The organism is Azospirillaceae bacterium (assembly GCA_028283825.1).
Taxonomy (GTDB): Bacteria; Pseudomonadota; Alphaproteobacteria; order Azospirillales; family Azospirillaceae; genus Nitrospirillum.
Window position 1 is genome coordinate 1,760,864 of the sequence record JAPWJW010000003.1, and the last position, 25,297, is coordinate 1,786,160.

The 25,297-nt window shown below is 66.2% G+C and carries 22 protein-coding genes; 7 read left to right on the forward strand and 15 right to left on the reverse strand.

Features of this window, described 5'->3' with window-relative positions; all coding sequences use genetic code 11:
- Positions 1-222: 222 nt before the first annotated feature.
- From PW843_19950 to PW843_19975, 6 genes are all read left to right on the forward strand, one after another.
- Positions 223-1,317, forward strand: a complete 1,095-nt coding sequence (locus PW843_19950; protein ID MDE1148846.1) for a hypothetical protein — start codon at positions 223-225, stop codon at positions 1,315-1,317.
- A gap of 325 nt (positions 1,318-1,642) precedes the next feature.
- Positions 1,643-2,332, forward strand: a complete 690-nt coding sequence (locus PW843_19955) for a fimbria/pilus periplasmic chaperone (GenBank protein ID MDE1148847.1) — start codon at positions 1,643-1,645, stop codon at positions 2,330-2,332.
- Positions 2,333-2,369: 37 nt separating this feature from the next.
- Entirely contained in the window at positions 2,370-4,796 is a 2,427-nt protein-coding gene (locus PW843_19960) for a fimbria/pilus outer membrane usher protein (GenBank protein ID MDE1148848.1), read from the forward strand.
- A complete protein-coding gene (locus PW843_19965) occupies positions 4,793-5,275 on the forward strand; it encodes a spore coat U domain-containing protein (GenBank protein ID MDE1148849.1) in 483 nt (160 codons plus the stop codon). Before PW843_19960 ends, PW843_19965 begins: the two co-directional genes overlap by 4 nt.
- 362 nt (positions 5,276-5,637) lie before the next feature.
- Positions 5,638-6,000 carry a hypothetical protein gene (locus tag PW843_19970; GenBank protein MDE1148850.1) on the forward strand — a complete coding sequence of 121 codons (363 nt, stop codon included), beginning with the start codon at positions 5,638-5,640 and terminating at the stop codon, positions 5,998-6,000.
- Between the two features lie 133 nt (positions 6,001-6,133).
- Entirely contained in the window at positions 6,134-6,661 is a 528-nt protein-coding gene (locus PW843_19975; GenBank protein MDE1148851.1) for a spore coat U domain-containing protein, read from the forward strand.
- Between the two features lie 15 nt (positions 6,662-6,676).
- Here the strand turns inward: PW843_19975 and PW843_19980 are convergent, their stop codons facing one another.
- The 13 genes from PW843_19980 to dnaA form a co-directional block, all read right to left on the reverse strand.
- Positions 6,677-7,369 carry an exopolysaccharide biosynthesis protein gene (locus PW843_19980; protein MDE1148852.1) on the reverse strand — a complete coding sequence of 231 codons (693 nt, stop codon included), beginning with the start codon at positions 7,367-7,369 and terminating at the stop codon, positions 6,677-6,679.
- A 132-nt stretch (positions 7,370-7,501) separates the two neighbouring features.
- Complete coding sequence (locus tag PW843_19985) at positions 7,502-9,265, reverse strand: hypothetical protein (GenBank protein ID MDE1148853.1); 1,764 nt, start codon at positions 9,263-9,265, stop codon at positions 7,502-7,504.
- 40 nt (positions 9,266-9,305) lie between these two features.
- Positions 9,306-11,024, reverse strand: a complete 1,719-nt coding sequence (locus tag PW843_19990) for a GMC oxidoreductase (GenBank protein MDE1148854.1) — start codon at positions 11,022-11,024, stop codon at positions 9,306-9,308.
- 41 nt (positions 11,025-11,065) lie between these two features.
- A complete protein-coding gene (locus PW843_19995; protein MDE1148855.1) occupies positions 11,066-12,607 on the reverse strand; it encodes a hypothetical protein in 1,542 nt (513 codons plus the stop codon).
- Positions 12,591-13,013, reverse strand: a complete 423-nt coding sequence (locus tag PW843_20000) for a hypothetical protein (protein MDE1148856.1) — start codon at positions 13,011-13,013, stop codon at positions 12,591-12,593. Before PW843_20000 ends, PW843_19995 begins: the two co-directional genes overlap by 17 nt.
- Entirely contained in the window at positions 13,010-13,384 is a 375-nt protein-coding gene (locus PW843_20005; protein MDE1148857.1) for a hypothetical protein, read from the reverse strand. The genes PW843_20000 and PW843_20005 overlap by 4 nt, the downstream gene beginning before the upstream one ends.
- Positions 13,381-13,860: a hypothetical protein gene (locus PW843_20010; GenBank protein MDE1148858.1), complete on the reverse strand. Its 480-nt coding sequence runs from the start codon at positions 13,858-13,860 to the stop codon at positions 13,381-13,383. The genes PW843_20005 and PW843_20010 overlap by 4 nt, the downstream gene beginning before the upstream one ends.
- A gap of 3 nt (positions 13,861-13,863) precedes the next feature.
- Positions 13,864-14,754 carry an acetoacetate decarboxylase family protein gene (locus PW843_20015; GenBank protein MDE1148859.1) on the reverse strand — a complete coding sequence of 297 codons (891 nt, stop codon included), beginning with the start codon at positions 14,752-14,754 and terminating at the stop codon, positions 13,864-13,866.
- Positions 14,755-14,767: 13 nt separating this feature from the next.
- The gene (locus tag PW843_20020) at positions 14,768-15,820 is read right to left on the reverse strand and encodes a hypothetical protein (GenBank protein MDE1148860.1); all 1,053 of its coding nucleotides are present in this window, start codon (positions 15,818-15,820) and stop codon (positions 14,768-14,770) included.
- A 284-nt stretch (positions 15,821-16,104) separates the two neighbouring features.
- Positions 16,105-18,612 (reverse strand): DNA topoisomerase (ATP-hydrolyzing) subunit B, encoded by a 2,508-nt coding sequence (gyrB, locus tag PW843_20025; protein MDE1148861.1) that lies wholly within the window; start codon positions 18,610-18,612, stop codon positions 16,105-16,107.
- Positions 18,613-18,694: 82 nt separating this feature from the next.
- Positions 18,695-19,912, reverse strand: coding sequence for a DNA replication/repair protein RecF (recF, locus tag PW843_20030; GenBank protein ID MDE1148862.1), 1,218 nt, complete (start codon positions 19,910-19,912; stop codon positions 18,695-18,697).
- Positions 19,913-19,966: 54 nt separating this feature from the next.
- Positions 19,967-21,091, reverse strand: coding sequence for a DNA polymerase III subunit beta (dnaN, locus tag PW843_20035; GenBank protein ID MDE1148863.1), 1,125 nt, complete (start codon positions 21,089-21,091; stop codon positions 19,967-19,969).
- Positions 21,092-21,498: 407 nt separating this feature from the next.
- Entirely contained in the window at positions 21,499-23,004 is a 1,506-nt protein-coding gene (dnaA, locus tag PW843_20040) for a chromosomal replication initiator protein DnaA (GenBank protein ID MDE1148864.1), read from the reverse strand.
- 501 nt (positions 23,005-23,505) lie between these two features.
- On the opposite strand from dnaA, the gene PW843_20045 reads away from it, so the two are divergent.
- On the forward strand, positions 23,506-23,775 hold the full coding sequence (locus tag PW843_20045; protein MDE1148865.1) for a hypothetical protein: 270 nt from the start codon (positions 23,506-23,508) through the stop codon (positions 23,773-23,775).
- 165 nt (positions 23,776-23,940) lie between these two features.
- Here PW843_20045 and rpsT read toward each other — a convergent pair whose 3' ends face one another.
- Both rpsT and PW843_20055 read right to left on the reverse strand, forming a co-directional pair.
- Positions 23,941-24,204: a 30S ribosomal protein S20 gene (gene rpsT / locus PW843_20050; GenBank protein ID MDE1148866.1), complete on the reverse strand. Its 264-nt coding sequence runs from the start codon at positions 24,202-24,204 to the stop codon at positions 23,941-23,943.
- A gap of 246 nt (positions 24,205-24,450) precedes the next feature.
- On the reverse strand, positions 24,451-25,236 hold the full coding sequence (locus PW843_20055; GenBank protein ID MDE1148867.1) for an enoyl-CoA hydratase: 786 nt from the start codon (positions 25,234-25,236) through the stop codon (positions 24,451-24,453).
- Positions 25,237-25,297 lie beyond the last annotated feature (61 nt).

Consider the following 25,297-nt stretch of genomic DNA (forward strand, 5'->3'; position numbering starts at 1 on the left):
CCTACACCTTGTACATGTGTGTCACTCTATGCGACCGGGTCGTTCGCGTGCAAATATCCAAGGGGCTGGGGTGGGTTGCCACCACAGATGGGCTGTCGTTTAATTCCCTGCCGCCGCCCTTGACCACACTCCCCGCCGTCTATACCTGACGCAGGGTCGCGGGCGGGCCCCCGCGTCCCCCCTGCCCGCCGTCCCCAAATCGCCCCCAAGGCTTTAAAATCAATGTCATCCGCCCCGTCCGACGTGAACGTGCCCTCCCCCGACGATCCGCCGGGTGGTGTCGTCGTGGCGACGGACGCGGATGAGGGCCTGTTCGACGACGGTGACCGCGACGCCCTGCATATCCTGCCGCTGGGCATGATCCCCATCCAGACGCCGGGCCTGAAACGCGCCCGCCTGATCAAGAACGCGCGCCTGGAAACGGTGGTGGAAGTGTTCCAGGACCGGTCCGCCGGCAGCGGCCAGGTGAACCCGGAACATCTGGCGGCCATGTACCCGTCACACGCCCGGGAGATGCGCACCGACATGGCGCAGATCCACCGCCTGACCCAACTGAACAGCTATGACGTCTACAGCCTGCGCATCGAACTGCGCCGCCTGGGCATCCCCATCGAGGACGTCAACTATTTGCGCCTGTCGGGCGGCAAGCGGCTGGAACTGACCAGCTACATGCGTGACTTCACCCTGCCCCTGATCCAGCAGGTCTATGGGTCGGAGCAGCGGCCGATCAACGACATCGCCGACCTGTTTTCCCTCCTGGCCAATCCCGACCGGGAAGAGGCGCTGCGCAACCTGACCCTGCTGTCGCAGAAGCTGAACGTCCAGCTGCAGGACATCCCCAACTTCCTGGAGGAATACGGCGACGTGTTCCTGTCGCTGGCCTTTTTCCGCAGTTGCCTGGACGGCCTGGTGCCCGAGGTCGAGAAGTTCATGGCCTGGGTCAGCGAAGCGACCAAGAGCGAGATGGTCAGCCGCGACCGCCTGATGATGAAGATGATCAGCGAGGTCATGCGCATGCTGACCGGCATCACCACCTCGATCACCGGGCGGTTCGAGGCGTTCGACCGGCGCAGCAAGGATTTCTGGAACGACATCAACGCCGACAGCTTCCGGTCCGTCCGCGCCCAGATATCGGCACACCACGTCACCATCGGCGGCGTGCTGTGCGGTCTGGCGGTCAAGATGGCGCTGTGGAAGGGCCGTTTCCCCCATGGCGGCGGCGGCCCCATGAAGCGGGTGGAGTTCGTGCGGTCGGAGATCCTGCCCGGGCTGGACCACATCAACCGCATCGAGAAGTCGGCAGCCGGCACGCACTGACGCGCTGATCGCGCGGCAACCCTTAAGGGTTAAGCGATTGCCGTTGACAACCAAAAAACCCGGGCACTAGTCTTTCGGGATATCAGTCCCTTACCGGCCTGTCTTTCCGTGATCCGCCCCCCGCCTTCAGCGGATTTGAGAAACGGGGGCGGGCCGCCGCACCCCGTCATTACCGCCGTTCCCCGCGACCATAGACCTTGTTGCATCAGCACAATGGTAGATGATGCCTTCAGCATTGGGCGTGACTGAGCTTGAAACTGCGGATGGGCGTCGTTTAGGGCGCCTGGCGGCATCTTTACTGGCCCTGGGCCTCTTTCTGTTCGGGATGCGCGCCCCTGCCCACGCCGCCACGCTGGAGATCGCGCCGGTGATCGTGGAGATGGCGGGGGCGGCCACCACGGTGCTGACCGTCACCAACCGGGGCAATGACCTGGCCGCCGTGCAGATCCGGGGCTTCGCCTGGTCGCAGACCGGCAATGAGGACAAGCTGGACAAGACCGACGCGCTGACCGTCAGCCCGTCCATCTTCCAGATACCGGCCGGCGGGTCGCAGACCATCCGCATCCTGCTGCGCCAGCCGCCCAAGGACCGGGAAACCAGCTACCGCCTGATCCTGGACGAACTGCCACCGGCGTCGGATGGCCAGGCGGTGCGCTTCGCCCTGCGCATCTCCGTCCCCATTTTCGCCAGCCCGCCCACGCCGGTGCCGGCCAAGCCCGATTTCCACATCGCCCTGGACGCCGAAGGGAACGCCAGCCTGGTGATCGGCAACACCGGCGGACGGCGCGTGCGCCTGGTCAACGCCGTGGTGAGCCTGCCTGATGGGGCCAGCGCCAAGGCCGAGCCGCCAGCCAATCCCTATGTCCTGCCGGATGCGGAGCGGCATTGGACCCTGGGGCCCCCGGCCGAGGGCCAGAAGGCGCCCATCTTCAAGGCCGGACAGACGGCCACGCTGACGGCCGACAGCGACAGCGGGCCGGTGCGTGAGGTCATCCGCATTGCCGGCGCGCCGTAATGGCCGGCGCACAGTCACGTGCTGCCTGGTGGCCGCCATGACGGCGGCGGCGATCGGCAATCCCGGCCTGGCCGGCGCGCAGGACATCCCCCGGACGGATCCACCCCCCGCCCCAGGCGCCGCTTCCGAAGACCAGCACCTGATCCTGGACGTGATCCTGAACGGCCGGCCGCTGGATCTGGTGGTGGACGCGGTGGAGCGCGGCGGCGACATCCTGGTGCAACCGGAGGACATCCGCCAGTTCGGCCTGAGGGAAGCGCCCTCCGGTACGGCCGGCGACACCGCCCTGCTGGTGCCGCTGTCCAAGCTGCCGGGCGTCAGCCTGGACATCGACCGCCAGGCCCAGGTGCTGCGCATCACCGCCACCGACAGCGCCCTGCGCCCCAATCTGGTGGGCGGCGGCGGGGAGCGAGGGGCGACCACAAGCGATGACGGCGACGCCTATGGCGCGGTGGTGAACTACGATCTGCTGGGCGTCACCGCCAATGGCGAGACGGCGGCCAGCGGCCTGTTGGATAGCCGCATCTTCACCCCCTACGGCATCCTGTCCTCCGGACTGTCGGCCCAGGCGGGGGCGGGTGACAGCCGCGTGAACCGGCTGGAGACGGTGTTCCGCCACAGCGATGACGCCGACCGCAGCGGTTGGAGCGTGGGCGACCTCATCACCAACGGGCCCTCCTGGTCGCGGCCCTTCCGCATGGGTGGTTTCCATTGGGGGTCGGATTTCTCCACCCGCCCGGACCTGGTGACCTTCCCCCTGCCCGACCTGTCGGGCCGCGCCGCGGTGCCGTCCACCCTGGACGTGTTCGTCAACAACGTGCGCCAGATCAGCCAGGCGGTGGAACCCGGCCCGTTCGAACTGCGTGACCCACCCATCATCACCGGCGTCGACAACATCCAGGTGGTGGTGCGCGACGCCCAGGGTCGCGAGACGGTGCAGTCCCAGAACTTCTACGTCAGCCCCAACCTGCTGAAACCCGGCCTGACCGACTATTCGCTGGAGACGGGCTGGCTGCGCCAGAACTACGGCCTGTCGGGCGACGCCTATCGCGATTGGGCGGGCGTAGCCTCCGTCCGGCACGGCCTGACCGCCACCCTGACGCTGGAGGCCCACGCGGAGGCCGCCCCCACCGTGGGCCTGGCGGGCGTGGGGGTGGCCACCACCGTGGGCGGTTTCGCGCTGATCACCGCCTCATTGTCCGGCAGCCAGGGTTTCGGCGGAAGCATGAGGGGTGGCGGGAGCCAGTTCGGCGTGGCGGTGGAGCATAACGACCATCGCTTCAGCTTTTCGGCATCGCTGACCCAGACCATCGCGCGGTACGCCGACGTGCCGTCCACCGCCAACGACCCCGTGCCCAAGCGGGAAATCCGCCTGGGCGGTGGCCTGTCGCTGGGCGCCTGGGGATCGTTCCACGTCGCCTATGCCGACATCCGCCAGACGCTGCTGGCCGTCACGCCCTCGGGCACCCTGTCGGGCAACGCCGTGTCCTTCGCCGGCGTCCTGCCCGACACGGCGGCGCAGGTGGTGGGCGACGCCCGGGTGCTGTCCGCGACATACACCCGCCAACTGGGACCGGACATCAGCTTCTACGCCTCCGCCAACCAGGACTTCGCCGGCACCGGCTCCTTCAGCGCCCTGCTGGGCCTGACCATCCGGCTGGGCACCGCCGGGTCGGGCAGCGTGTCGGCGCAAAGCAGCAACCACCGCTGGGGCCTGCAGGCGCAGGCCGGCGAAGGCGCCACCCGGACGGGCGATCTGGGCTGGCAGGCCTATGTCACCGAAAACCAGATCTCCCGCCAGATGGTGCAGGCCAACTATCTGACGTCCTGGGCCGACCTGTCGGGCGCCGTGGACCATCTGGCGGACGATACCGGCGGCCGCCTGGGCATGCGCGGCGCCCTGGTGGTGCTGCCCGAGGGCATGTTCGCCTCGCGCACCATCGACGACGCCTTCACCGTGGTGGACACCCATGGCCTGGCCGACATCACCGTGCTGCAGGAAAACCGGCCGGTGGGCAAGACCGACGGGCAAGGCTATCTGCTGTTGCCGTCCCTGCCGTCGTACCAGGCCAACCGTGTCGCCATCGACCCGGCCGACCTGCCGGCCGACGTGGACGCCGAAAGCCTGGTGCACATCGTCCGGCCCAAGGCCCGCATGGGCGGCACCACCGTCTTTTCCATCGCCCGGGGCCAGAACGCCACCGCCCGGCTGGTGGACGAGGCCGGCGCGGACCTGCCCGTCGGCACCGCCGTCACCCTGGCCCGCACCGGGCGGCAATTCCCCGTGGGGTATGAAGGGGCGGTGTTCCTGTCCGACCTTCATGAGGGGCGGGAGGAACTGGCCGTGCGCACGCCCACCGGCCGTTGCCATGCCAGCCTGACCTTCGCTCCCGTGCCGGGTGAAATACCGGATTTGGGCGCCCTGGTCTGCCACGCCGACGGCGCCCAAGGGGGGGCGCCATGATCGCCGGCCGACCGCCATGGCCGTTCCTGCTGCTGGCACTCTGCTTATGGCTGACGCCGGGCGGCGCCGGGGCGCAGACCTGCACGGCCTCGGCCACCGGCCTGGCCTTCGGCACCTATGACCCCACGGTGGCCACGGCCAACACCACCAGCGCCTCCGTCTCCGTCAGTTGCCAGGGGGCGGTGCAATTGCTGGTCGCCTACACCGTCACCCTGTCGCCGGGCCTATCGGGGGTGCAGACGGCCCGGACGCTGGTTTCCGGCACCAATGCCATGAGTTATCAAATCTATACCGACCAGCTTTACACCAAGGCCTGGGGGGACGGGACGGGCGGTACCAGCACCGTCACCGACGGTTATCTGCTGGCCGTGTTAACCGCTGTGAACCGCAGCTACTTCGCCTATGGCCGCATTACCGCCCGCCAGAATAGCGTGCCGGGCAGCTATACCGACACCATCACCATAACCCTGGCCTATTGAGGCCATTCCCCCCTGCGGCATGATTTCATTGATATTATCGCGATCGCTCATCGGGCGGCCGCGATCGCGGCGTTTTGCGTGCGCGCCAATAACCACGCCTAAAGCATAGGGCGAAAGATCGCGACCATGGGCCGTTTCACTTTGCAGCAAGCGCGAATGATCAAATTGAAGACGTTAAGCATTAATTCATGTTAACCTTATTCAGGGTTAATTGATTTAAACGATGCCTCCACCGTACTGCATGTCAGGCCTTGTTTTCATGCCGTTGACTTGGAATGGCACCCAACGTAAACACGTTAATTAACAACTCGCCATAAGGCATACGCCTTTGCGGCGGACCCCGAACCGATCGTTCCGAACCGATGCTCCGCGCCCTGGCATTTCTGTCGCTGCTGATGATCGCCGCCCTGCCGGCGATGGGCCACGCCGCGACCATGGCCAAGGGCAGCCTGCTGGTCAGTGCCACGGTGGTGTCCACCTGCACGGTCACCTCCACCCACCAGGCCAGTCCGCATGACACGGGCACCGATGTGCGCACCGATGTCGGCGTCAGCTGTGACCTGGCCACGCCCTACCAGGTGTCGGTGCAGGGCGGGGCCATCGTGCGGCGGGACGGCGGCACGGTTACGGTTAATGCCGCCTCTAACCCGACGGATAGGATCGTGGCCACGGCCGCCGATGCCACCAACCCCGCCGCGGGTACGGTGATCGTCCTAACCTACTGATCCATCTCTATTCCGAACGACATAGACCGCGAATACAACCCTTTGGTGGTAATTCGCTCGTACCCCTTTGTTTTAAATATTTAAAAACCTCCGTCGGTCAAGGTGAGCCTCACCAGAACCGATGGAGAAAAACATGCGACCGCACCAGATAATCGCTAAGCGCCCTGTGAAGGCCTTGCTGGGCGCCGTTGCCGTTCTCTCACTCCTGGCCGCCGGTATCGGCCCCCATCAGGCCCAGGCCACCACCGCCAGCGCCACCATCGCCGTGTCGGCCACCGTGCTGTCGCTGTGCACCGTCTCAGCCTCGGCCCTGGCCTTCGGCAACTACAGTTCCAACGCCGTACTGGACGGCAGCACCAGCGTGGGTGTCACCTGCACCAACGGCACCACCTACACCGTGGCCCTGGACAACGGCACCACCTCCGGCGCCACCACGGCCACCCGCCTGATGGCCGGCAGCGGCAGCAACACGCTGGGTTACTCGCTTTATAAGGACACCTCGCGCGCCACCGTCTGGGGCAACACCGTCGGCACCAACACCACGGCCGGCACCGGCAACGGCAGCCTGCAGACCCTGAACGTCTATGGCCGCATCCCCGCCAGCCAGTATGTCGCCCCCGGCGCCTATACCGACACCGTGACCGTCACTCTGACCTACTGAGCTTAATTTCCCGGGTTACAGACCGAGCGCGTTTTCCAGCAGGAACAGCCCGCTCTTGATCAGGGCCAGTAACACGCCCCAGACCACGGCGACGGCCGTGACGGCGGTGCCCAGGCCCAACAACACCCACACACCATCGCGTTCCAGCACGCCCAAGGCCACCAGGCAGATGGCGAGCGCCGGCAGCATATTGCCCAACGGGATGGGCAGGAACAGGATCAGCGCCAGCAGAAAGCAGACGGCACCCGCCACCCGTTCCAGCGGCGGGCGGGCCAACACGCCCAGGCGCGGCCGCAACAGCCGTTCCGCCTTGGCCAGCCAGGGCGCCACCTTGCCCATCAGCGCCGCGAAATCCTTGCGCGCCAGCGACCGCCCCGCGATGAAGCGCGGCAGCCAGGGCCGGCGGCCCAGGGCCAGCTGCGCCGTCAGGAACACCAGCGGCAGGCCCAGTACGGCCGAGGTGCCGGGCGGTGTCGGCAGGACGTTGGGCACGGCGAACACGAAGATCAGCGCGCCCACCGCCCGGTCGCTGAGCGCCGTCAGCAAATCGGTGATGGCGATGCGCTCACGCCCCGTGTCGGCCGCGAGATCCAGCAGGATGTCGGAGACCTTGTGGGGTCCCGTGGGGGAGGCCTCATGGCCGGCATCCGCCTGATCCGCCGCCGTTTCCTTCCCGGCGCGGTTCATCAAGCCGTCATCCGCCATCATGCCCCGTTCCCTTCCCGTCCTTGAACGCGCCCACGCACCTTGAGGTGGTGACGGTGGCAGCGGCGGTCCAGGATTATTTGGGCATCGGGCGGCCCGCCTTATGGGGCGCCACCATCGCCCGCGCGCCGGCGGTCAGATCTTGAACGGATCTTCAATGAGCCTGGGCGCCAGCGGCGGGTTGCGCGGTGTCCTGCCGTCATCCGCCGGCGTGCGCACAAGACCGATCGGGTAGACCGTCAGGTCCCCCTTTGGATCGATTTTCAGGCGCAGGAAATTCTTGTAGCCCTCGATCCGCATCGACGAGAACGCCTCGTTCCAATGCAGCTTGAAGCCGTTCAGGCTGATCAGCAGGTAGATCCCCATGACCGTCGCCGCCAGCAGGCCGCCCACGATGCCGATGGCGAGGATCATCCATGGGACCCACTGCCCGCCGGGCAGATACCAGGCCAGCAGGATGGTGGCGATGATGACGATGATGAGTTCGACCAAGGCATGCAGGAAGCCCGCCAACCCACGCACCAGGCCGCCGAACTGGCCGTAAGGCTTGGCGAAGGCGCAATACCCGCCGGCCGCCGCCAAGCCCAGCAGCGACGGCCAGGGCGAGGCGAAGACCAGCTTGAAATACGCCCAGCAGGCGGCACCCCAGTTGCCCGGTCCAGCACCCCGCAGGGCCGAGACCAGATCGGTGCCCTGCGCAATGGCGTTGGCGTTCAGCAGCCAGGCGAACAGGGCGCAGGCACCGCCCAGCGTCGCCCAGTAGTCCGGGTTATAGAGCGCGAAGAACAGGTTTTTCCAGGCGATGCACCTGGACTCCGCCTGGCTTGGAAATGTCTTGTTGAGCTGAAAGGCCCGCTGGTATCGGGCGCCGGGCGTCGCCGTCACGCCGGGCGGCGGGAACGCGTAGTTGAAGATGTTCTTTTCCCGGAGCTGGTGGGTCGGATGCAGGAACGCGCCGCCGCCGCCGGCGACGATGTAGTGCCGGTCGCCTTCGCTATAGCGGGCATAGTGATGGCTGTCGCCACTCAGCACCAGGCGCACCTGATGGTCGCGGCCGGCCAGCGTCGCCAGGCTTTCAAGGTAGCTGAAGTTGCGGAAGGTCTTCCAATGCTCGGGGTCGGCCCCGACATAGGCCCATTCCGGCTGGCCGGTGCAGATGATCAGCTTGGAGCCTTGCGGCATCCATTTGCGGGCCACATGGTCGAAGAAATCGACCTGCGGCTGGTCGACATAGCCGCTGAGCTGGATGTCGATCCCCCAGAGCCACCAGCCATGCGGCAGTTCGAGCGCAAAATAGCTCCGGGTCTGCTGGGTGCGGCGGCCGCCGATGTCGCGCCCCTTGTGCGGCTGGTTGAACGCGCCCGGCAGGCGGCGGGCGCAGAACACGCCGAGGAAGGAGGTCAGGCCGTCGTACCAGTCGTGGTTGCCCGGGATGGCATAGAGGTCATGGGTCGTGGGCGACAGGGCACCGGGCACGGCCTTCGCCGCGGCCTCAAGCGGTTCGATCAGCTTGCGCCGGTAGTCGTCGCGCGAGGCGGTCGGATAGACCTGGTCGCCGCCCATCACCAACAGCCGGCCGATCGGCAGCGGTTCCGGCACCGGCGCCCCCGAAAGCGGCGCCGGCCTGAGATCGGGATCGGCCAGCAGTCGGGCGATCGCATAGGTCGAGTTCCAGCCGTCACCGGTGTCGGCCATGAAGTCGAACCAGAAGGATTCGCCATCGGCGACCTGGTAGCGATATGTGGGATCAAGCGCCGTGGGGCTGATCCTTCGCGATGCGGCCATCGCTTCGCGGCGGTCCGCGAACTCGCCGAACAGGCCGGAAACCAGTGCACGCAAGGCAATCCCCAGCAGGCGTGGCGGATGATACCAGCGGGTCATGCTTGCGGGCTTGAACATTGCTTTCCTCCCAGCCTGGATTCGGGCCACGTCTGACGCGTTAGAGATCACTGTCGGGTTTCAGGCCGGTCATCGCCTCGCCGACCATCTCGGAAAGCGCCGAAATGGTCGCCACCGGATTGGCGCCCACGGCGGTCGGAATGAGCGCGCCGTCGGCGACATAGAGGTTGCGATAGCCGAAAACCTCGCCAAACCGGTCGCGCGCGGCATTGGTGACGCCCTGGGCGGGATCGTCCGCGAGCCGGCACCCGCCCAGCGAATGCACGGTGATGTTCCGCCGCAATGGCCACCACCAGGTCGGCAGCGTGAAGGCCGCTTCCGCGTCGATCCGTTCCCCGAAGGCCTTGGTCGCCGCGTCGATCGCCTGGTAGAGCGGCATGCTGTTGGCAACCGGCCAGTCGATGTCGAGATAGCCGTTCGCGTTCAGCGTCATGGTGCCCTCGCCCGTGTCCAGGCCCATGAAAAGCAGCACGCTCGCCCGTGATGCGATGTCGTGCTTCAGGAGATCGCTGAAGAAGAAGCCCAGGCGGCCCAGCGAAGCGCCCTTGACCCAGCGGGAATAGAGATGCCGCAGCGCGCCATGGATCGCCGGAAAAAGCGTGAAGGCCGGCCGCGCGCCTTCGAGGTACCAGGAGGCGAACGCCGGAAATGCCGCGTCCTCCAGGATGAAGGCGTGGGTGCGGTTGAAGTTTTCCAGAAGGTTGTAGTCGGTGTACTGGGTGATCACCGGGCCGTAGTTGGGATCGGCCTGGCCCTTCCTGGCAAGCACGAAGGACAGGAAGTCGCCGTTGCCGGAAAACCGCCGGCCGACCTCGGCGGAGATCCCGGGCAGGGTACGGGCCAGATCGCGGCAGCGTAGCAGCAGTTCGGTCGTCCCCTGCGCGCCGCCGCTGACCGCGACGCGGGCGGCGGTCACCGTCTGGCGCGTGCCCCTCGCCAGATCAAGATAGCTGACGCGATAGCCGTGCTCGCCCGCCGCCGCCCGGTCCTCCGCACCGGCGGCGTCGAGGGGGACGATCTCCGTGCCCAGGGTCTCGGTCAGGACCTTCGCGCCGTAGCGATGCTCCGCGACATGGAGGTAATTGAGATCGACGGTGTTCTTGGAATGCGTGTTGCAGCCGACGTCGCATTCGCCGCAATAGGTGCAGGAGGTCTGCAATGCCCCATAGCGGTTCCGCGCCTGCTCGCCGATCGGCAACGGCGTGTCGTAGTCGTTGCCGAAGAAGACGTTGATGTCCGCAAGCGCGGTCTCACGCTTCTGCTCGCGGGCCACGCGCTGGAACATCTCGGTGCGGGTGATGCGCCGCCGGGGCTCCGCCATGTCGGGGATGGGCCGCGCGCCGAGCACCGATTTCGCGACCGCGTAATAGGGCGCCAGCGCGGCGCGATCCAATCCCGCCGGCCAGCCCTGCGCGAACACGGCGTCAGGCGGCTCCAGGAACACGTTGGCGTAGATCAGCGAGCCGCCGCCGACCCCGGCGCAGAGCACGGCGTCGAGCCCGTTATAGGTCCTGACGTCGAACATGCCGTGCATCTGGCGTTTCGGCACCTTGGCCGGCCGGCCGCGATCTTCGTTGGGCAGGTTCCAGAAATTCTCGGCGATGCCCTTGGGCGTCCTGGGAAAGGCGCCCATCGGATAGCGTTTTCCGCGTTCCAGCACCAATACCTTGCCCGGCCATTTCCGGGCGGCGCGACAGGCCGCGATGGCGCCGCCGAAGCCGGTGCCGATCACCACCGTTTCGAAATCCAACCCGGTCATGCGCGCCACTCCATTCCGTGCCCCGTCTTTCCGCAGCCGCCCTATGCCACCGGCCTGGCGCGGACGTAGGTGCGCCAGAGTTGGCCTGCGAAGAATCGACTGAACCTGGCGATCACCGTGAATTTCTGCCACAGCCCCCCACAGCCCTTGGCCTGTACGGTCGCCAGCAGCCGAAAAAGATCGAACACGCCAAGCGAAAGCACGCCAGCCGCGACCACCGGGCCGGAACGGTCACCACCTTCGTGCAGGGTCACAAACAGGGTCGTGGTATCGCGCCACAGGTTGAGCGGCGATCCGATGCGGACCGTCTTGCGGCCGGCAAGCCAGTATTGCCGGAGGCCCTCGCCCCGGAATCCCATCTCATAGACCATCTCGGTCATGGCCGGGTCGCCGCTCGGTGAGAACAGGCGGAACACCGCGCCGGTCGCCGGCAGCACCCCGCCGAGCCGCGGGCTGTAGATGTGGCCGACCATCTCGCCGGAATGCGTCCGATCGGCGATGAACCCCGCCATGTCGCGGATATCGATCGCGCCATGCAGCACGACCGGCACGCCGTTCCGATTGTGCGCACCGGTCGCCGGGTCGGTCTCGCCAAAGGTAATGCGCCCGGTCATGGCTTCGCGGAAGGAAAGACCCTGGCCCGGTTCCCGCATCCTGGTCGCGCCCGGGTCGAGCGCGATCCCACCCTGCGGCACCGACGCCAAATAGCGGGCGGCGTCGCGATAGCCGCAATCGACCAGGGTGTCGCCATCGACCCGGCCAAGCACGTAATCCGGGTCCAACGGAATCGGCGTATCCGGCCGGATGAGGTGCACGGTGATCGGCCGGTCATGGCCGTAAGGCCGTTCGCCCTCGGCGATCTGCCGGTTAAGCGCGTCAATCCGGGCGAAGTCGTCGTTCAACGCCCCCAGCGCGCTCATCTCGATCATGTGGACATACTGGTTGAGCGCGCCGTCATGGAACACCGGCGTGTTGCCGATGCACCAGACGATCCAAAGCTCATTGGCGCCGGCCTTCACCGGCTCCATGAGGTTGCAGTCGCGGATCCAGACGGCATCGGTATAGGTGTGTCCTGCGTGCCGGACCGCCGGCGTCATCAGCGGCAACGACACCCCGGCCAGCAACAGCGGCAGTTCCATGGCGGAATGCGGCATCGGCGTCACGATCTTGTCGTCGAACCGGCAGACGTTGAAGGTGGCGCGCGGCGCGGCGGCGGCCCGCATCCGCGTGATGTTGATGCCCAGATGCGGGAAAACGCGGTCGGTCAGGCCGCGGAAGCCGCCGAAGGCCGCGATGTTGGGAAAGCGCAGGTACGAGCCGAGCGGCGCCAGCGAGACAAAGCCCCGCGGATCGAGCGTGCGCCAGCGCCGGCAGAGATCATTGGGCGAAACGCCCGAGAGCAGGGCCGCCAGGTTCATCGTACCGCCGGAAGCGGCGTCGGCGAAGGAATAGCGCAGTCCGTGGTCGTGCAGCGCCTTGACCGCACCAGCCTGATAAGCGACGCGCATGCCGCCGCCGGGAAGGATCAGCGCGCGCCGGTTGGGCGGCGACGCAGCGATCGGGACGTCATCGGGGCCCGGCATGGCGGCTCCACAAGCTCAGTGCGACCAGCACGAAGGTCATCGCTTCCAGCACCAGGAAGGTCGCGAAGGTGAGGTTCGGCGGCCCGTCGGCAAACCAGGCGATGGCCCGCGCCACGACGCCCGCGCCGACGATGGCCAGGAACAGCAGGGCGGGCGGCTTGCCGGCGAGGATCGGCCCACGGCAGGAAAGACAGAAGATGCCGCTGCAGAGCTCTATGCTCTTCAGGAAGCGGTATTGCGCCAGGAAGGTGCCGCCATGCTCCGGCAGTGTGCCGGGATCCGGCAGGCCGAACACCGTGACGAGTTCCCAGCGCGCGGCGAAAATGCCGGCCAGCCCGACGAACAGGAACATCAGGCTGTAGCCGAGTTGGAAGAGGCTGGCGAGCAGCCGGATCGTCTGGCTCATCGCACCCGCCGCCAGTACAGGAAGGCGAGAACGCCGCTCAGGGCGTCCAGGGCGGCGACACCCAGGGATATCGGCAGGAAGATGCCCTCAAAGACGGCATAGGCGACCAGCGCCGCCGCGAAGCTCTTCTGCGCCGCGATCCAGAACGGAATCGCCGGCTCGGGGGAGTTGGCGCGGAGGCTCTGGAAGAACATCCCGCCGGTGATCAGCATGAACATGCCGACGGTGGCGAACAATTGCCGCGACAGCGCGCTGGTATCGGCCGCGACCACCGAAAGCACAAAGCCCGGCGCGACCCACTGGGTGAGTCCGCTGAGGAAGGTTATGGCCGCGATCGCGAGCAGCAGGAGGCGGAGTGTGCTTTCGCTCATCGGTCAGCCCTCGCCGTGAGGACCAGGGCATAGAAATAATACATCATCGCAAGCCACTGCACCGCCCAGAGCGCGACCCGGACCCGGTTGAGGTTGGCCCATTCGTGGAAGATCGACTTCAGGTCGGCGCTGTTCGTGATCCCGGCGGCAAGCCGATCATTCAGCGGCAGGATGAACTGCGTGGTGAGCAAGGTCGCGGCGATGACCCCGGCGAGCACGATCAGCGGCGGCCATTTCAGGCCGGTGAACCATTCGGTGATCAGCATGATCGCGGCCGTGATCAGCATCAGCACCGTCATATAGGTAAAGAATTTCGTCGCCAGCGTGACGGGTTCGACAAACGGCATGTAATAGTTGTCGATGGTTAACTTAGGTTCCAGTGGGAACTGGAAGAACACCAGCGACACGCCGGTCCCGAGATAGATCGAACAGAACAGGAATAGCGTGCAGTTGTTAAGCAGCAGCAGCCTGGGCATGGTTCAATCCTTGTCGAGATCGAAGTTCGGATCGCGGTTCGGCGGGGCAAGCCACGTCTGGGTGATGCCGAGGCCGTAGGTCGTCTCCAACCCTTCCGAAAGCGGCTTCTGCGGCTCGGTCTCCTCGGTCACGAACCAGCTCTCGAAATAGTCGTCGAGCACGCCGCGCACGTTCGGGACATAGGCGGCGAAGATCGGGTGCGGGCTGGGCGACAGGGAACGCAAGACATCGGCGCGCGGATGGTCGCCGAGGACGAAGCGCGCCGCCGACGGGTTGAAAAGATGGATCCCGGCCTTGCCTTTGAAATAGATCAGCGACTTCATCATCATGCCGCGAAAGGTGCAGTAGTTGGCCGCCCCCATGTCCATGGGGAACCAGAAGCGCGTCGGCATGCGCACATCGAAGCGGGAGACCATCCGGCCGTCGAGATCGTACTGGCTGGAAACCCACTTCCTGCCGGTGACGAAATCGAGGCTGGCCTGGTGCTTCGGCATGCCCCAGATGCCCTTGCCGCCCTTGACCGAGACTTCCGACGAAACCGGCAGGTCATGGACGTACTGACCGGTGCCGTAGATACCCTGGAACACGGCGGGCAGGAGCGGCGGCCCGGGGCGCGCGCCCTTGGTGCAGGCGATGGCGATGCTGTACTCGATATAGGCGCCGATGTCGGTCTTGCGGTAGTCCACCACCGTCACCACCAGCAGGCCCTTGCGCCAGAGGCGGAACGGATGAACGTCGCCCGGCGGAATCAGCCGCCGCGCCGCCTCCCAGTCGATCGGGAAGGCGGCAATCACGGCGGAAGACTCCGTCGAATCCACCGGCATGGTGAAATGAATGCCGTCCACGAAGGCGAAACGTCCTGCAAGGCGGTTCTGTCGGCTGGGAACGGACACGGGACGGCCCCCTTCAGCTCTGGTCGAGTTCGGCGAGGATGGTTGGGAAGACGTCCCGTGCCGCATTCTTTCCGATGAAAATGTCGAGATGGCCGTAGCCCGGAAACGCGTGGTAGGCGTGGCGGCGCGGCTCAAACGAGTTGAGGAAGTCGCATGTCTTGCGCTGGCTCTCCGCCTTGAAGCAGTGGTTGAGCGTACCGGCGAGAAAGGCGAACCGCGCGTTGGTCCTGGGCTTCTGCGCGGTGAAGTCGCGCGGCAGTTCGGGATAGGTGCCGTCGCTCACCAGGTGGCCGGCCGCCATGCAGCGGCCCATCTCCTGGAAGAAGGTCACCGGGACGTTGGCAAACTCGCCTTTCAGCCATTCATGGGTTGGGTCGTCGAGATTCTCGTGCTGCCACAGCGTCGGGAACCCGGCGCCGAAGGTGAAGCTCGAATGCTTGCAGACCGCGTTGTTGCATTCGTGGTGCATCGCCCGGACATACCAGTCGATCACCTTCGGCCAGCCGGCCGGGGCGGAGATGCCCCATTGCGGATTGAGATAGTCGATGAACTTGCCAAGGGTCGGCAGCGTGATCTGCGACTTCAGGCGCGCCAGTGCGGGCACGATCGGATGCAGCGACACGGCATTGCTGACCACGTGCGTGTATTCCGGCAACAGGCCCGCCGTGATCGCCATCATGAAGCTGGTCGAGCCCTGGCAATGGATGACCGCCTTCAGCGATTGCGCGCCGGTTTCCTTCAGGATGAGATCGGTGCCGGGGCGATAGTCCTTCACCGCCGCTTCGGCGAGGGTCCAAGGGTTGGGCTTGACGTCGATGCTGCCGCGCCAATTGATCAGCCAGACATCGTAGCCCGCCGCATCCAGGTACGCCGCGACGGTGGGGCGCGTCGGCGGTAGAAAGATGTTGGCGCGGACCCCCGCGCCGTGCACCAGCACCAGCGGTCCCAAGGTTCCGGCCTTTTCACTGAAATGCACGACGCTGCAATCAAAGCCGTCGGTCGACTTGAATGGAATGCGGGTCAGTCTCGCCTCCTTCGGTCGCACCGCGGGGGCGGTGCCAGGCATGCGAAATCAGCGCCGAACCGGTGGCTTTCAGCACCCGGCCCATCTTCCTCAACGATATCGTTCTATTCCCATCGTCGCGTCGCACCATAAATGTGCGTCGCCCAGAAGAGCAACCTTACGTAGATGACCTTTCCTTGTAAAGCTGCGCAAAAGGACGTGCCCTCGCCCAAACCGCACAACCAAAAGTAAAATGGACCTGATCAGCTCCACCCGGGCCGATCAGGTCCATTCTTCTCAGACGACTGATTTTTCACGTCATGGGTCAGCGCACAAACGCCGACGCATCAGACGTCCAGGTTCGCCACCTTCAGTGCGTTTTCCTGGATGAAGTCGCGGCGGGGTTCGACGATGTCGCCCATGAGGGTGGAGAATACCTCCTCCGCCTCGTCCACGTGGTTGACCTTGACCTGCAGCAGCGAGCGGATCTTGGGGTCCAGCGTGGTTTCCCACAGCTGGTCCGGATTCATCTCGCCCAGGCCCTTGTAGCGCTGGATGGACAGGCCCTGGCGGCCCTGTTCCAGCACCGCTTCCATCAGGCCGGTGGGGCCGACGATGGGGCGGTTGGTGCGGCCGCGATAGGTCAGGGTGGAGGGCTCGGTGAACACGGCCTTCAGGAAGTCGGCCATCGCGTCCAGGCGCCGGGCCTCGACACTCTTCAGCACGTCGGCGTCCAGGATGTGGCGGTGGGTGACGCCACGGCTGGTGCGGAACAGCATCAGGCCGCCCTCACGCGCCCGCTCGCCCTGCCAGGCGCCGATGCCGACGGCGGCACCCTCGATGCCGTTGGCCTGGGCCTCGATGCGGTTCAGGCGGTCGGCCACCAGCCGGGCCAGTTCGTCACAGCGGGCCTCATCGGCCAGCAGGGTCATGGACAGCCCGCCGGCCACGGCCGCCTGTTCCACCACCGCCGCATTGCCCACTTTGCGGGTCAGGGCCTGCAGCTGGTGGCGGGCGGCACGCGCCTGCTCCACCACGCCGCGCAATTCCTCACTGGTGCGCTGGCCGCCGTCGGCCGCCACCAGGGCCACGTCCTCCAGCCCCTGGCCGATCAGGTAATCGTCCAGCGCCCGGTCGTCCTTCAGGTAGCGTTCCTTGGCCGTGCCGCGCTTCACGCGGTAGAGCGGCGGCTGGGCGATGTAGAGGTAGCCGCGGTCGATCAGCTCAGGCATCTGGCGATAGAAGAAGGTCAGCAGCAATGTCCGGATGTGCGCGCCGTCCACGTCGGCGTCGGTCATGATGATGACCTTGTGGTAGCGCGCCTTTTCCGCGTTGAACTCTTCCCGCCCGATGCCGGTGCCCAAGGCGGCAATCAGGGTGCCGATCTCGGCGGAGGACAGCATCTTGTCGAAGCGCGCGCGCTCCACGTTCAGGATCTTGCCGCGCAGGGGCAGGATGGCCTGGAACTGGCGCGAGCGGCCCTGCTTGGCGGACCCGCCGGCGCTGTCGCCCTCCACCAGGAACAGTTCGCTCAAGGCCGGGTCCCGTTCCTGGCAGTCGGCCAGCTTGCCGGGCAGCGAGGCGATGTCGAGCGCACCCTTGCGCCGCGTCAGCTCACGCGCCTTGCGCGCAGCCTCGCGGGCGGCGGCGGCCTCGACCACCTTGCCGATGATGCGCTTGGCATCGGCGGGATGTTCCTCCAGCCAGGTGGCCAGCGCCTCGGCCACCACGGCCTCGACCACCGGCCGGACCTCGGACGAGACCAGCTTATCCTTGGTCTGGCTGGAAAATTTCGGATCCGGAACCTTCACCGACAGCACGCAGGTCAGGCCTTCGCGCATGTCGTCGCCCGACAGCGCCACCTTTTCCTTTTTCGCGATGCCGCTCTCATTGGCGTAGTTGTTCAGCGTGCGCGTCAGCGCGCCGCGGAAACCCGCCAGATGGGTGCCGCCGTCACGCTGCGGGATGTTGTTGGTGAAGCACAGCGTGCTCTCGTGATAGCTGTCGTTCCACTGCAGCGCCACTTCCACGCCGATGGTGCCGCCCAGGTCGCTCGCCCGTTCGGCGCGCAAGGCGATGGCCGGCTTGTGCACCGCCGTCTTGGAGCGGTCCAGCCACTGCACGAAGGCCTCAAGCCCACCTTCGTAATGCAGTTCGCAGGACTTGGATTCCACACCGCGCGCGTCGGTCAGGTACAGGGTGACGCCGGAATTCAGGAACGCCAGTTCGCGCAGGCGGTGTTCCAGCGTCTGGTAATCGAATTCCGTCTTGGTGAAGGTGCCCTTGGACGGCAGGAAGGTCACCTCCGTCCCCGACAGGGGACGGCCGTCGGCCTTCAGCGGCGCCACGCCGACATTGGCCAGGGGGGCCTGCGCCTCGCCATGGCTGAAGCGCATTTCCCAGACGCGGCCCTGGCGCCAGATGCGCAGATCCAGGATTTCCGACAGCGCGTTCACCACCGACACGCCCACGCCGTGCAGGCCGCCGGAGACCTTGTAGCTGTTCTGGTCAAACTTACCGCCGGCATGCAACTGGGTCATGATGACCTCGGCCGCCGACACGCCCTCTTCCACGTGCATGTCCACCGGGATGCCGCGCCCGTCGTCGCGCACGGTGCACGAACCGTCGGGATTCAGGATCACGTCCACGCGCGTACAGTACCCGGCCAACGCCTCGTCGATGGCGTTGTCCACGACCTCGTACACCATGTGGTGCAGGCCGGAACCATCGTCGGTATCGCCGATATACATGCCGGGGCGCTTACGCACCGCGTCGAGGCCTTTCAGCACCTTGATGGAGCTGGCGCCATATTCGTCGGCGGCGGAGTCGGGGGTCGTCAGAGCTTCGTTTGCCATGAATTCACTCTACCAGATATCGCGTCGCCCAGGGGCAAAACCGTCATAACTTTGGGGGAAGACTGCCCCCCGCCAGGGTGATTCAACCGGCGCCCGCCACGGCACCGCCGTCCGCCACCCGCACATGGGTGGCGAGGTCGCCCAGCTCGGCGAAGGTGGCGGCATCGGTGCCGGTCATCCACGCCTGGGACCCGGTGGCCAGCACCTCCTGGAACAGGGCGGTGCGCCGTTCGGCGTCCAGATGGGCCGCCACCTCGTCCAGCAGCAGCAGGGGCGGCGCCCCGCCGTCCGCCGCCATCAGCCGGGCGTTGGCCAGCACGATGGCGATCAGCAGGGCCTTCTGCTCACCGGTGGAACCCAGCTCCGCCGGCATGTCCTTGGCCAGGTAGGTCACCGCCAGGTCGCTGCGGTGCGGCCCGATGGTGGTGATGCCCGCCTGCGCGTCGATCCGCCGCGCGCCTGCCAGGGCCTGGCGCAGCGCGTCCTCGGCCTCCAGCGCCGGCCGGTCGGCCAGCCAGTCGTCGACCTTGCCGGTGAGCACCAGGCCAGGCGCCGGGAACGGCCCCACGCCCCGGCGGCAGGCGGCGGCCAGGCGAGCCACCACCTCACGCCGGGCGGCGGCCACGGCGATGCCGCTGGTAGCCATCTGATCCTCCAGCACCGTCAGCCAGGACGGGTCGCCGCCCTCACGCAGCAGCCGGGCGCGTTCCCGCGAGGACTGTTCGAACCGGCTGAGCCGGCTGGCATGGTCGGGATCGAAGCCGAACACCAGCCGGTCCAGGAAACGGCGGCGGCCGGACGCCCCCTCCACGAACAGGCGGTCCATCTGCGGCGTCAGCCAGACACAGGATACATATTGCGCCAGTGCCATCTGGCTTTTGGCCGGCCGGCCATCGATATGGACCAGGCGGCGTTCCGCCCCCTCGCCCGGATCGCGGCCGGTGCCGATCTCCACCGGGCCCAAGGCCGTTTCCACCTGGGCGGCCACCGCCCAGCCGGGCGTTTCCCACACCTCACCCGGGGCCTGCAGCCGTTCCACCTCCGCCAATTTGGCGCGGCGCAGGCCACGGCCGGGGCTGAGGAAGCTGACGGCTTCCAGCAAATTGGTCTTGCCGGCCCCGTTGGGGCCCGTCAGCGCCACCGGCCGCCGGTCCAGGAACAGGCGGGCCTGATTGTAGGAACGGAAACGCGTGACCGTCAGGCGGGTGACAGCCAACACGGCCCCCGGCGCCACAACAGCACCGGTCGGCAAGCCGACCTCTTCCGGCCCCCCGGCGGGGGGCGGCTGTTCTGTGGACATGGCGCCCATATGCACGGAGCCGCTACCGCCGCTGGCTTGAGGTCAAACCCAACCTCAAACGCGCATCGGCATCAGCACGTAAAGGGCCGAGCCGTCGGCCACGTCGCGCACGACGGTGGGGGAGCCGGCATCGGCCAGGGTGAAGCGCACGCCGTCGCCTTCGATCTGCTGGGTGATGTCCAGCAGGTAGCGGCTGTTGAAGCCGATCTCCAGCGCGGTGTTGTCGTAGCTGACCTCGATCTCTTCCGTCGCGGAGCCGGCCTCGGGGCTGGATGCGGACAGGGTCAGGATGCCCCGGTCCAGGCTGAGTTTCACCGCCCGGCTCTTCTCGGTGGAGATGGTGGCGACACGGTCGACGGCGGCGGCGAACTGGCCGGCGTTGACCTCCATCACCTTGTCGTTGCCGGTGGGGATGACGCGCTCATAGTCCGGGAAGGTGCCGTCGATCAGCTTGCTGGTCAGCACGATGCTGTCGAAGGCGAAGCGCACCTTGGTGTCGGACAGCTGCACCTCAATGCGGTCCGCCGCCTCATCCAGCAGCTTGCGCACTTCCAGCACCGTCTTGCGCGGGATGATGACGCCGGGGATGCCGCTGGCCCCCTCCGGCAGGGGCATCTCCACCCGCGCCAGGCGGTGGCCGTCGGTGGCCACGGCGCGCAGCACCGGCAGTTCGGCCGTACCGTTCTTCGCCTTGGAAGCGTGCAGGTAGATGCCGTTCAGGTAATAGCGCGTCTCTTCGGTGGAGATGGCGAACTTGGTGCGGTCCACCAGCATCTTCAGGTCGGCGGCCGACAGGCTGAAGCCATGGCCGGTGTCGCCGCCGCTCATCGCCGGGAAGTCTTCCACCGGCAAGGCGCCCAGGCGAAACTGCGACCGGCCGGACCGCAGGGTCAGCGTGTCGGCGGTGAAGTCCAGCTCCACCTGGCTGCCGTCCGGCAGCTTGCGGGCGATGTCGTACAGGGTGTGGGCGGGCGCCGTGGCGGAACCGGGGCGGGCGATGTCGGCCGGCACGGACTCCACGATCTCCAGGTCCATGTCGGTGGCGGTCAGCGCCAGTTCGCCGTTCTCGGCCTTCAGCAGGACATTGGACAGGATCGGAATGGTGTTCCGACGCTCCACCACGCTCTGAACATGGCCGAGAGACCGGAGCAAAGCCGCGCGTTCGATGGTGATCTTCATGCCGTTCCGCTTGTGCTGACCCGTCGCCCCGGAGAGGCGCGGCTGATTGTTTGCCTTAGAGTTCCCCAAAGCCCCCCCACAGGGCCCGGAAAAAGGGGTGCTCACCATAGCACAAGCCCCGCGTCGGGACAGCGTTTTTGACCGATTTTCGGGGGTGCCGGAAGGCCGAGTCGCGACCTAGCCGAAAGAGGGGGAAAGACGGGATACGCGCGGCATTTGATCATAACCGATCAAATGCTCCCTCACGCGCCGGGCGTCGCCATCCGGCGACTTGGGCTTCCTCGCCTTTCAGTCCGCTTCGCTCCCCAAAAGGCTCCGGCGGACGCGGTCGCGTCCTACAGCGGCATGAGTTAAATCCTCATGCCGCTGGGAGGGACCTTAAGCAGCCACCTCGCCCCAGGGGGGCATCAGCCCTCCAGCATGCGGCGCAGCAGTTCCACGTCTTCGGAGAAGGTGGGGTCGGTGGCGCACAGCTCCTCCACCTTGCGCACGGCGTGCATCACGGTGGTGTGGTCGCGGTCGCCGAACTTGCGCCCGATCTCGGGCAGGGAGCGGGCGGTCAGCTGCTTGGCCAGGTACATGGCCACCTGGCGGGGGCGGGCCACGGCGCGGGCCCGGCGGGCGGAACTCATGTCAGCCAGGCGGATGTTGTAGTGCTCCGCCACCTTTTTCTGGATTTCTTCTATCGTCACCCGGCGGTTGCTGGCGCGCAGCAGGTCGTGCAGGACCTCCTGGCTGCTTTCCAAGGTGATGGCGCGGCCCACCAGCTCGGCATGCGCCACGATGCGGTTCAGGGCGCCTTCCAACTCACGCACGTTGGACGTGATCTTGTGGGCCAGGAACTCCAGGACCTTCAGCGGGATCTGCACCCGCATCTGCTCGCCCTTGGACTGCAGGATGCCCAGGCGCAGCTCATAGGTGGTGGGGTGGATGTCGGCCACCAGCCCCCAGCCGAGGCGGGAGCGCAGCCGCTCCTCCATGCCTTCCAGGTCGGACGGGCTCTTGTCGGCGGAGATGATGACCTGGCGGTTCTGGTCCACCAGGGCGTTGAAGGTGTGGAAGAATTCTTCCTGGGTGCTGTCCTTGCCGCTGATGAACTGCACGTCGTCGATCATCAGCACGTCGACGGAACGGAACTGTTCCTTGAACGCCATGGTGTCCTTGTACCGAAGCGCCCGGATGAACTGGTACATGAACTTTTCCGCCGACAGGTAGATCACCCGGCGGGCGGGGTCCTTCTTGCGGATGTGCCAGGCGATGGCGTGCATCAGGTGGGTCTTGCCCAGGCCGACGCCGCCGTACAGGAACAGCGGGTTGAAGGTGACGGCGTTGGCATCGGCCACACGACGGGCGGCGGCGAAGGCCAGCTCGTTGGGCTTGCCCACCACGAAGTTCTCGAAGGTGAAACGCGGGTCCAGCAGGGCCGAGACGTCGTCGCGCTCCTCCCCCAGGGGGTTGCCGCTGATGAAGGCCGGCAGGGCCGGCACCTCGGCCGCGGCGGTATCGGGGCCCAGGCGCTCATGCGGCAGGCGATCGGACGACAGGTCCCCGGCGGGGGTATAGGGGCCGGACGCGAACGGGCTGGCGCTGAAGGCGGGGGCGGCGGTGTTGGCCGCGTCGCGCACGGGGGCGCCGGCGATGGCGCCATCACCACGCGGGGGGGCGACCACGATCTCCACGGATTGGACGCCGGGGTTTTCCCCCGTCCATAGGGCACGGATGCGATCGGCGTAGTGGGTGCGTATCCAGTCGCGCATGAAGCGTGTGGGCACGACGATGCGCACCTGCCCACCGATGAAATCCTCAACGGTCAGCGGCTTCAGCCAGCTGCGATACGCGGTTTCGCCCACCTCGTCCTTCAGGCGACCGCTGACACGCGCCCATTGCTGATCCAGAGATGCCTGAACCGACATTCCCGCTTTGCTCCTGCCCCAACGCCTTCCGGACCCCGGACACTGAAAAAGAACACCAACCGGCCAACGACAGCCGGCCAGACGCCGGGTCAAATCGGACCGGAACCTTGATACGGGAACGCGCCCATTTCCGGATACTCCCTTCCGAATAGGTCGGGAACTCCCCTGGGCTGATCCGGGCGACGCCCGGGGCGATGAAAGCGGTGGATGGCCGGACACGACCGGCGCGACGGCCAAGGAAATGCGACAGGGCCCCTGGGGGTCCCGCCCGATCCGATCCGCCCTAACCCCGCTTCGTCAGCCCCTGTCGTCGGCCCTGTTCCCACCGGCTCCGTGACCGCCTCATCCTCCCATCGGAACGTTTTCCGGCACCGGTTCCGGGGCATCGCCCCTGCCCCGTATGGCGCCATTCCGCTGAAATAACAGGCAGACCAAAACCTAGAGACGCAAACAGAACCACGTGCCATGCGGGATTCACTTTAAAGAATCCCCCACAGACGCATGATCTTCTTCAAAGATTCAGAAATCTACCGCCGCCAGAACGATGTGAAGCGCAATGCGTTCCCATCCTTATACATCTGCCACCGGTTCATGCGGGCGTTTCCGCCGCTTGATTACTTCATCGTGGAGAACGACCCCGCACATCCGATGATGCTAGTCGGGCCGCCCGGGACTCGCAATAGGTTCGAAAAGGGAACAGACAAAAAAGACGGATTGATGCTCCCACCGCTCTCTTTTGAACCCACCCTTCGGGCTATTCTGGAAGAATAGGGTGGCGCAAAGGCAGTAACGGACAGCGCAAAACGAAAGGGCCGCGGCCCCGCCAATGTCCGGCAGGACGCGGCCCTTCCTATTCCACGGTCAAAGGCTGGACCACCCCGTTGCGCGACTTGGGGGAAAACTGAATTTTCCCGTCGCCCGGCGGTGGCCGGCTTATCAGCCCAGAGCGTTGATGCGGATGGACAGACGGGAAATCTTGCGCGACACCGTGTTGCGGTGCAGCACGCCCTTGGAGACGCCACGCATCATTTCCGGCTGGGCCAGCTTGAAGGCCTCGGCGGCGGCGCTCTTGTCGCCGGCTTCCAGAGCCAGCTCGACCTTCTTCACGAAGGTGCGGATACGGGACACGCGGGCCCGGTTGACTTCGGTACGGACTTCCGTCTGACGGATACGCTTTTCAGCGGACTTATGATTAGCCATGACAAACCCTTTTCGAACACGACCCTTGCCGTGGAAGGCCGGGCTTATACCGCCTCCCCACGGAACCGTCAAGCGGCACGGACCTTAATATCCGGCGGAAAGCCGGTGGAAAGGGGGTGGAATGCCCTTTGCGCAGGACATTCCCGCCCCCCGGATTCAACGAATCAAAAACCAGGAATCGGTGATCACGCTTCCGATCCCCAAGATGATGCGTCTTTTACTTGAGCTTCATACCCTCCCTAGAAACTATCGCCCCTTGAACTGGGGTGGGCGCTTTTCGGCGAAGGCGCTCATGCCTTCCTTCTGGTCTTCCAGGGCGAAGGTGGAATGGAACAGCCGCCGTTCGAACCGCAGGCCCTCGGCCAACGTCACCTCGAAGGCGCGGTCCACCGCCTCCTTCGCCATCATCACGGCGGGGCGGGAGAAGGAGGCGATCTTTTCCGCCACCCGGACCGCCTCATCCACCAGGTCGGCCGCGGGCACGATGCGCGCCACCAGGCCTGCCCGTTCCGCCTCGGCCGCGTCCATCAGGCGGCCGGTCAGCACCAGTTCCATGGCCTTGGCCTTGCCGATGGCACGGGTCAGGCGCTGCGTGCCGCCGGCACCCGGGATGGTGCCGATGGTAATCTCGGGCTGGCCGAACTTGGCGGTGTCGGCGGCCAGCAGGATGTCGGCCATCATGGCCAGTTCACAGCCACCGCCCAGCGCATACCCCGCCACCGCCGCGATGGTGGGCTTGCGGCAGGTGGCCAGGCGCCCCCACTTCTTGGTGATGAAGTCGGCCAGGTAGGCGTCCATATAGGTCTTGGACTGCATCTCCTTGATGTCGGCACCGGCGGCGAAGGCCTTCTCGCTGCCCGTCACCACGATGGCGCCGATGGCGGCGTCTTCCTCCAGCCGGTTCAGCGCATCCTCAAGGTCCGTCACCAGCCCGTCGGACAGGGCGTTCAGCGCCTTGGGACGGTTGAGGCGGATCAGGCCCACGGGGCCCCGCACCTCCACCAGGATGTTCTCGTACACGAACTCGGCCATGGTGTTCCTCTCTTTATCGTTCGTTGCAGTCGGGCACGCGGGCCGCCGGGGCGACACAAGG

Coding starts and splice junctions, on each gene's coding strand:
- PW843_19950 (MDE1148846.1), top strand. CDS start 223: ATGTCATCCGCCCCGTCCGACGTGAACGTGCCCTCCCCCGACGATCCG.
- PW843_19955 (MDE1148847.1), top strand. CDS start 1,643: ATGCGCGCCCCTGCCCACGCCGCCACGCTGGAGATCGCGCCGGTGATC.
- PW843_19960 (MDE1148848.1), top strand. CDS start 2,370: ATGACGGCGGCGGCGATCGGCAATCCCGGCCTGGCCGGCGCGCAGGAC.
- PW843_19965 (MDE1148849.1), top strand. CDS start 4,793: ATGATCGCCGGCCGACCGCCATGGCCGTTCCTGCTGCTGGCACTCTGC.
- PW843_19970 (MDE1148850.1), top strand. CDS start 5,638: ATGCTCCGCGCCCTGGCATTTCTGTCGCTGCTGATGATCGCCGCCCTG.
- PW843_19975 (MDE1148851.1), top strand. CDS start 6,134: ATGCGACCGCACCAGATAATCGCTAAGCGCCCTGTGAAGGCCTTGCTG.
- PW843_19980 (MDE1148852.1), bottom strand. CDS start 7,369: ATGATGGCGGATGACGGCTTGATGAACCGCGCCGGGAAGGAAACGGCG.
- PW843_19985 (MDE1148853.1), bottom strand. CDS start 9,265: ATGTTCAAGCCCGCAAGCATGACCCGCTGGTATCATCCGCCACGCCTG.
- PW843_19990 (MDE1148854.1), bottom strand. CDS start 11,024: ATGACCGGGTTGGATTTCGAAACGGTGGTGATCGGCACCGGCTTCGGC.
- PW843_19995 (MDE1148855.1), bottom strand. CDS start 12,607: ATGCCGGGCCCCGATGACGTCCCGATCGCTGCGTCGCCGCCCAACCGG.
- PW843_20000 (MDE1148856.1), bottom strand. CDS start 13,013: ATGAGCCAGACGATCCGGCTGCTCGCCAGCCTCTTCCAACTCGGCTAC.
- PW843_20005 (MDE1148857.1), bottom strand. CDS start 13,384: ATGAGCGAAAGCACACTCCGCCTCCTGCTGCTCGCGATCGCGGCCATA.
- PW843_20010 (MDE1148858.1), bottom strand. CDS start 13,860: ATGCCCAGGCTGCTGCTGCTTAACAACTGCACGCTATTCCTGTTCTGT.
- PW843_20020 (MDE1148860.1), bottom strand. CDS start 15,820: ATGCCTGGCACCGCCCCCGCGGTGCGACCGAAGGAGGCGAGACTGACC.
- gyrB (MDE1148861.1), bottom strand. CDS start 18,612: ATGGCAAACGAAGCTCTGACGACCCCCGACTCCGCCGCCGACGAATAT.
- recF (MDE1148862.1), bottom strand. CDS start 19,912: ATGTCCACAGAACAGCCGCCCCCCGCCGGGGGGCCGGAAGAGGTCGGC.
- dnaN (MDE1148863.1), bottom strand. CDS start 21,091: ATGAAGATCACCATCGAACGCGCGGCTTTGCTCCGGTCTCTCGGCCAT.
- dnaA (MDE1148864.1), bottom strand. CDS start 23,004: ATGTCGGTTCAGGCATCTCTGGATCAGCAATGGGCGCGTGTCAGCGGT.
- PW843_20045 (MDE1148865.1), top strand. CDS start 23,506: ATGATCTTCTTCAAAGATTCAGAAATCTACCGCCGCCAGAACGATGTG.
- rpsT (MDE1148866.1), bottom strand. CDS start 24,204: ATGGCTAATCATAAGTCCGCTGAAAAGCGTATCCGTCAGACGGAAGTC.
- PW843_20055 (MDE1148867.1), bottom strand. CDS start 25,236: ATGGCCGAGTTCGTGTACGAGAACATCCTGGTGGAGGTGCGGGGCCCC.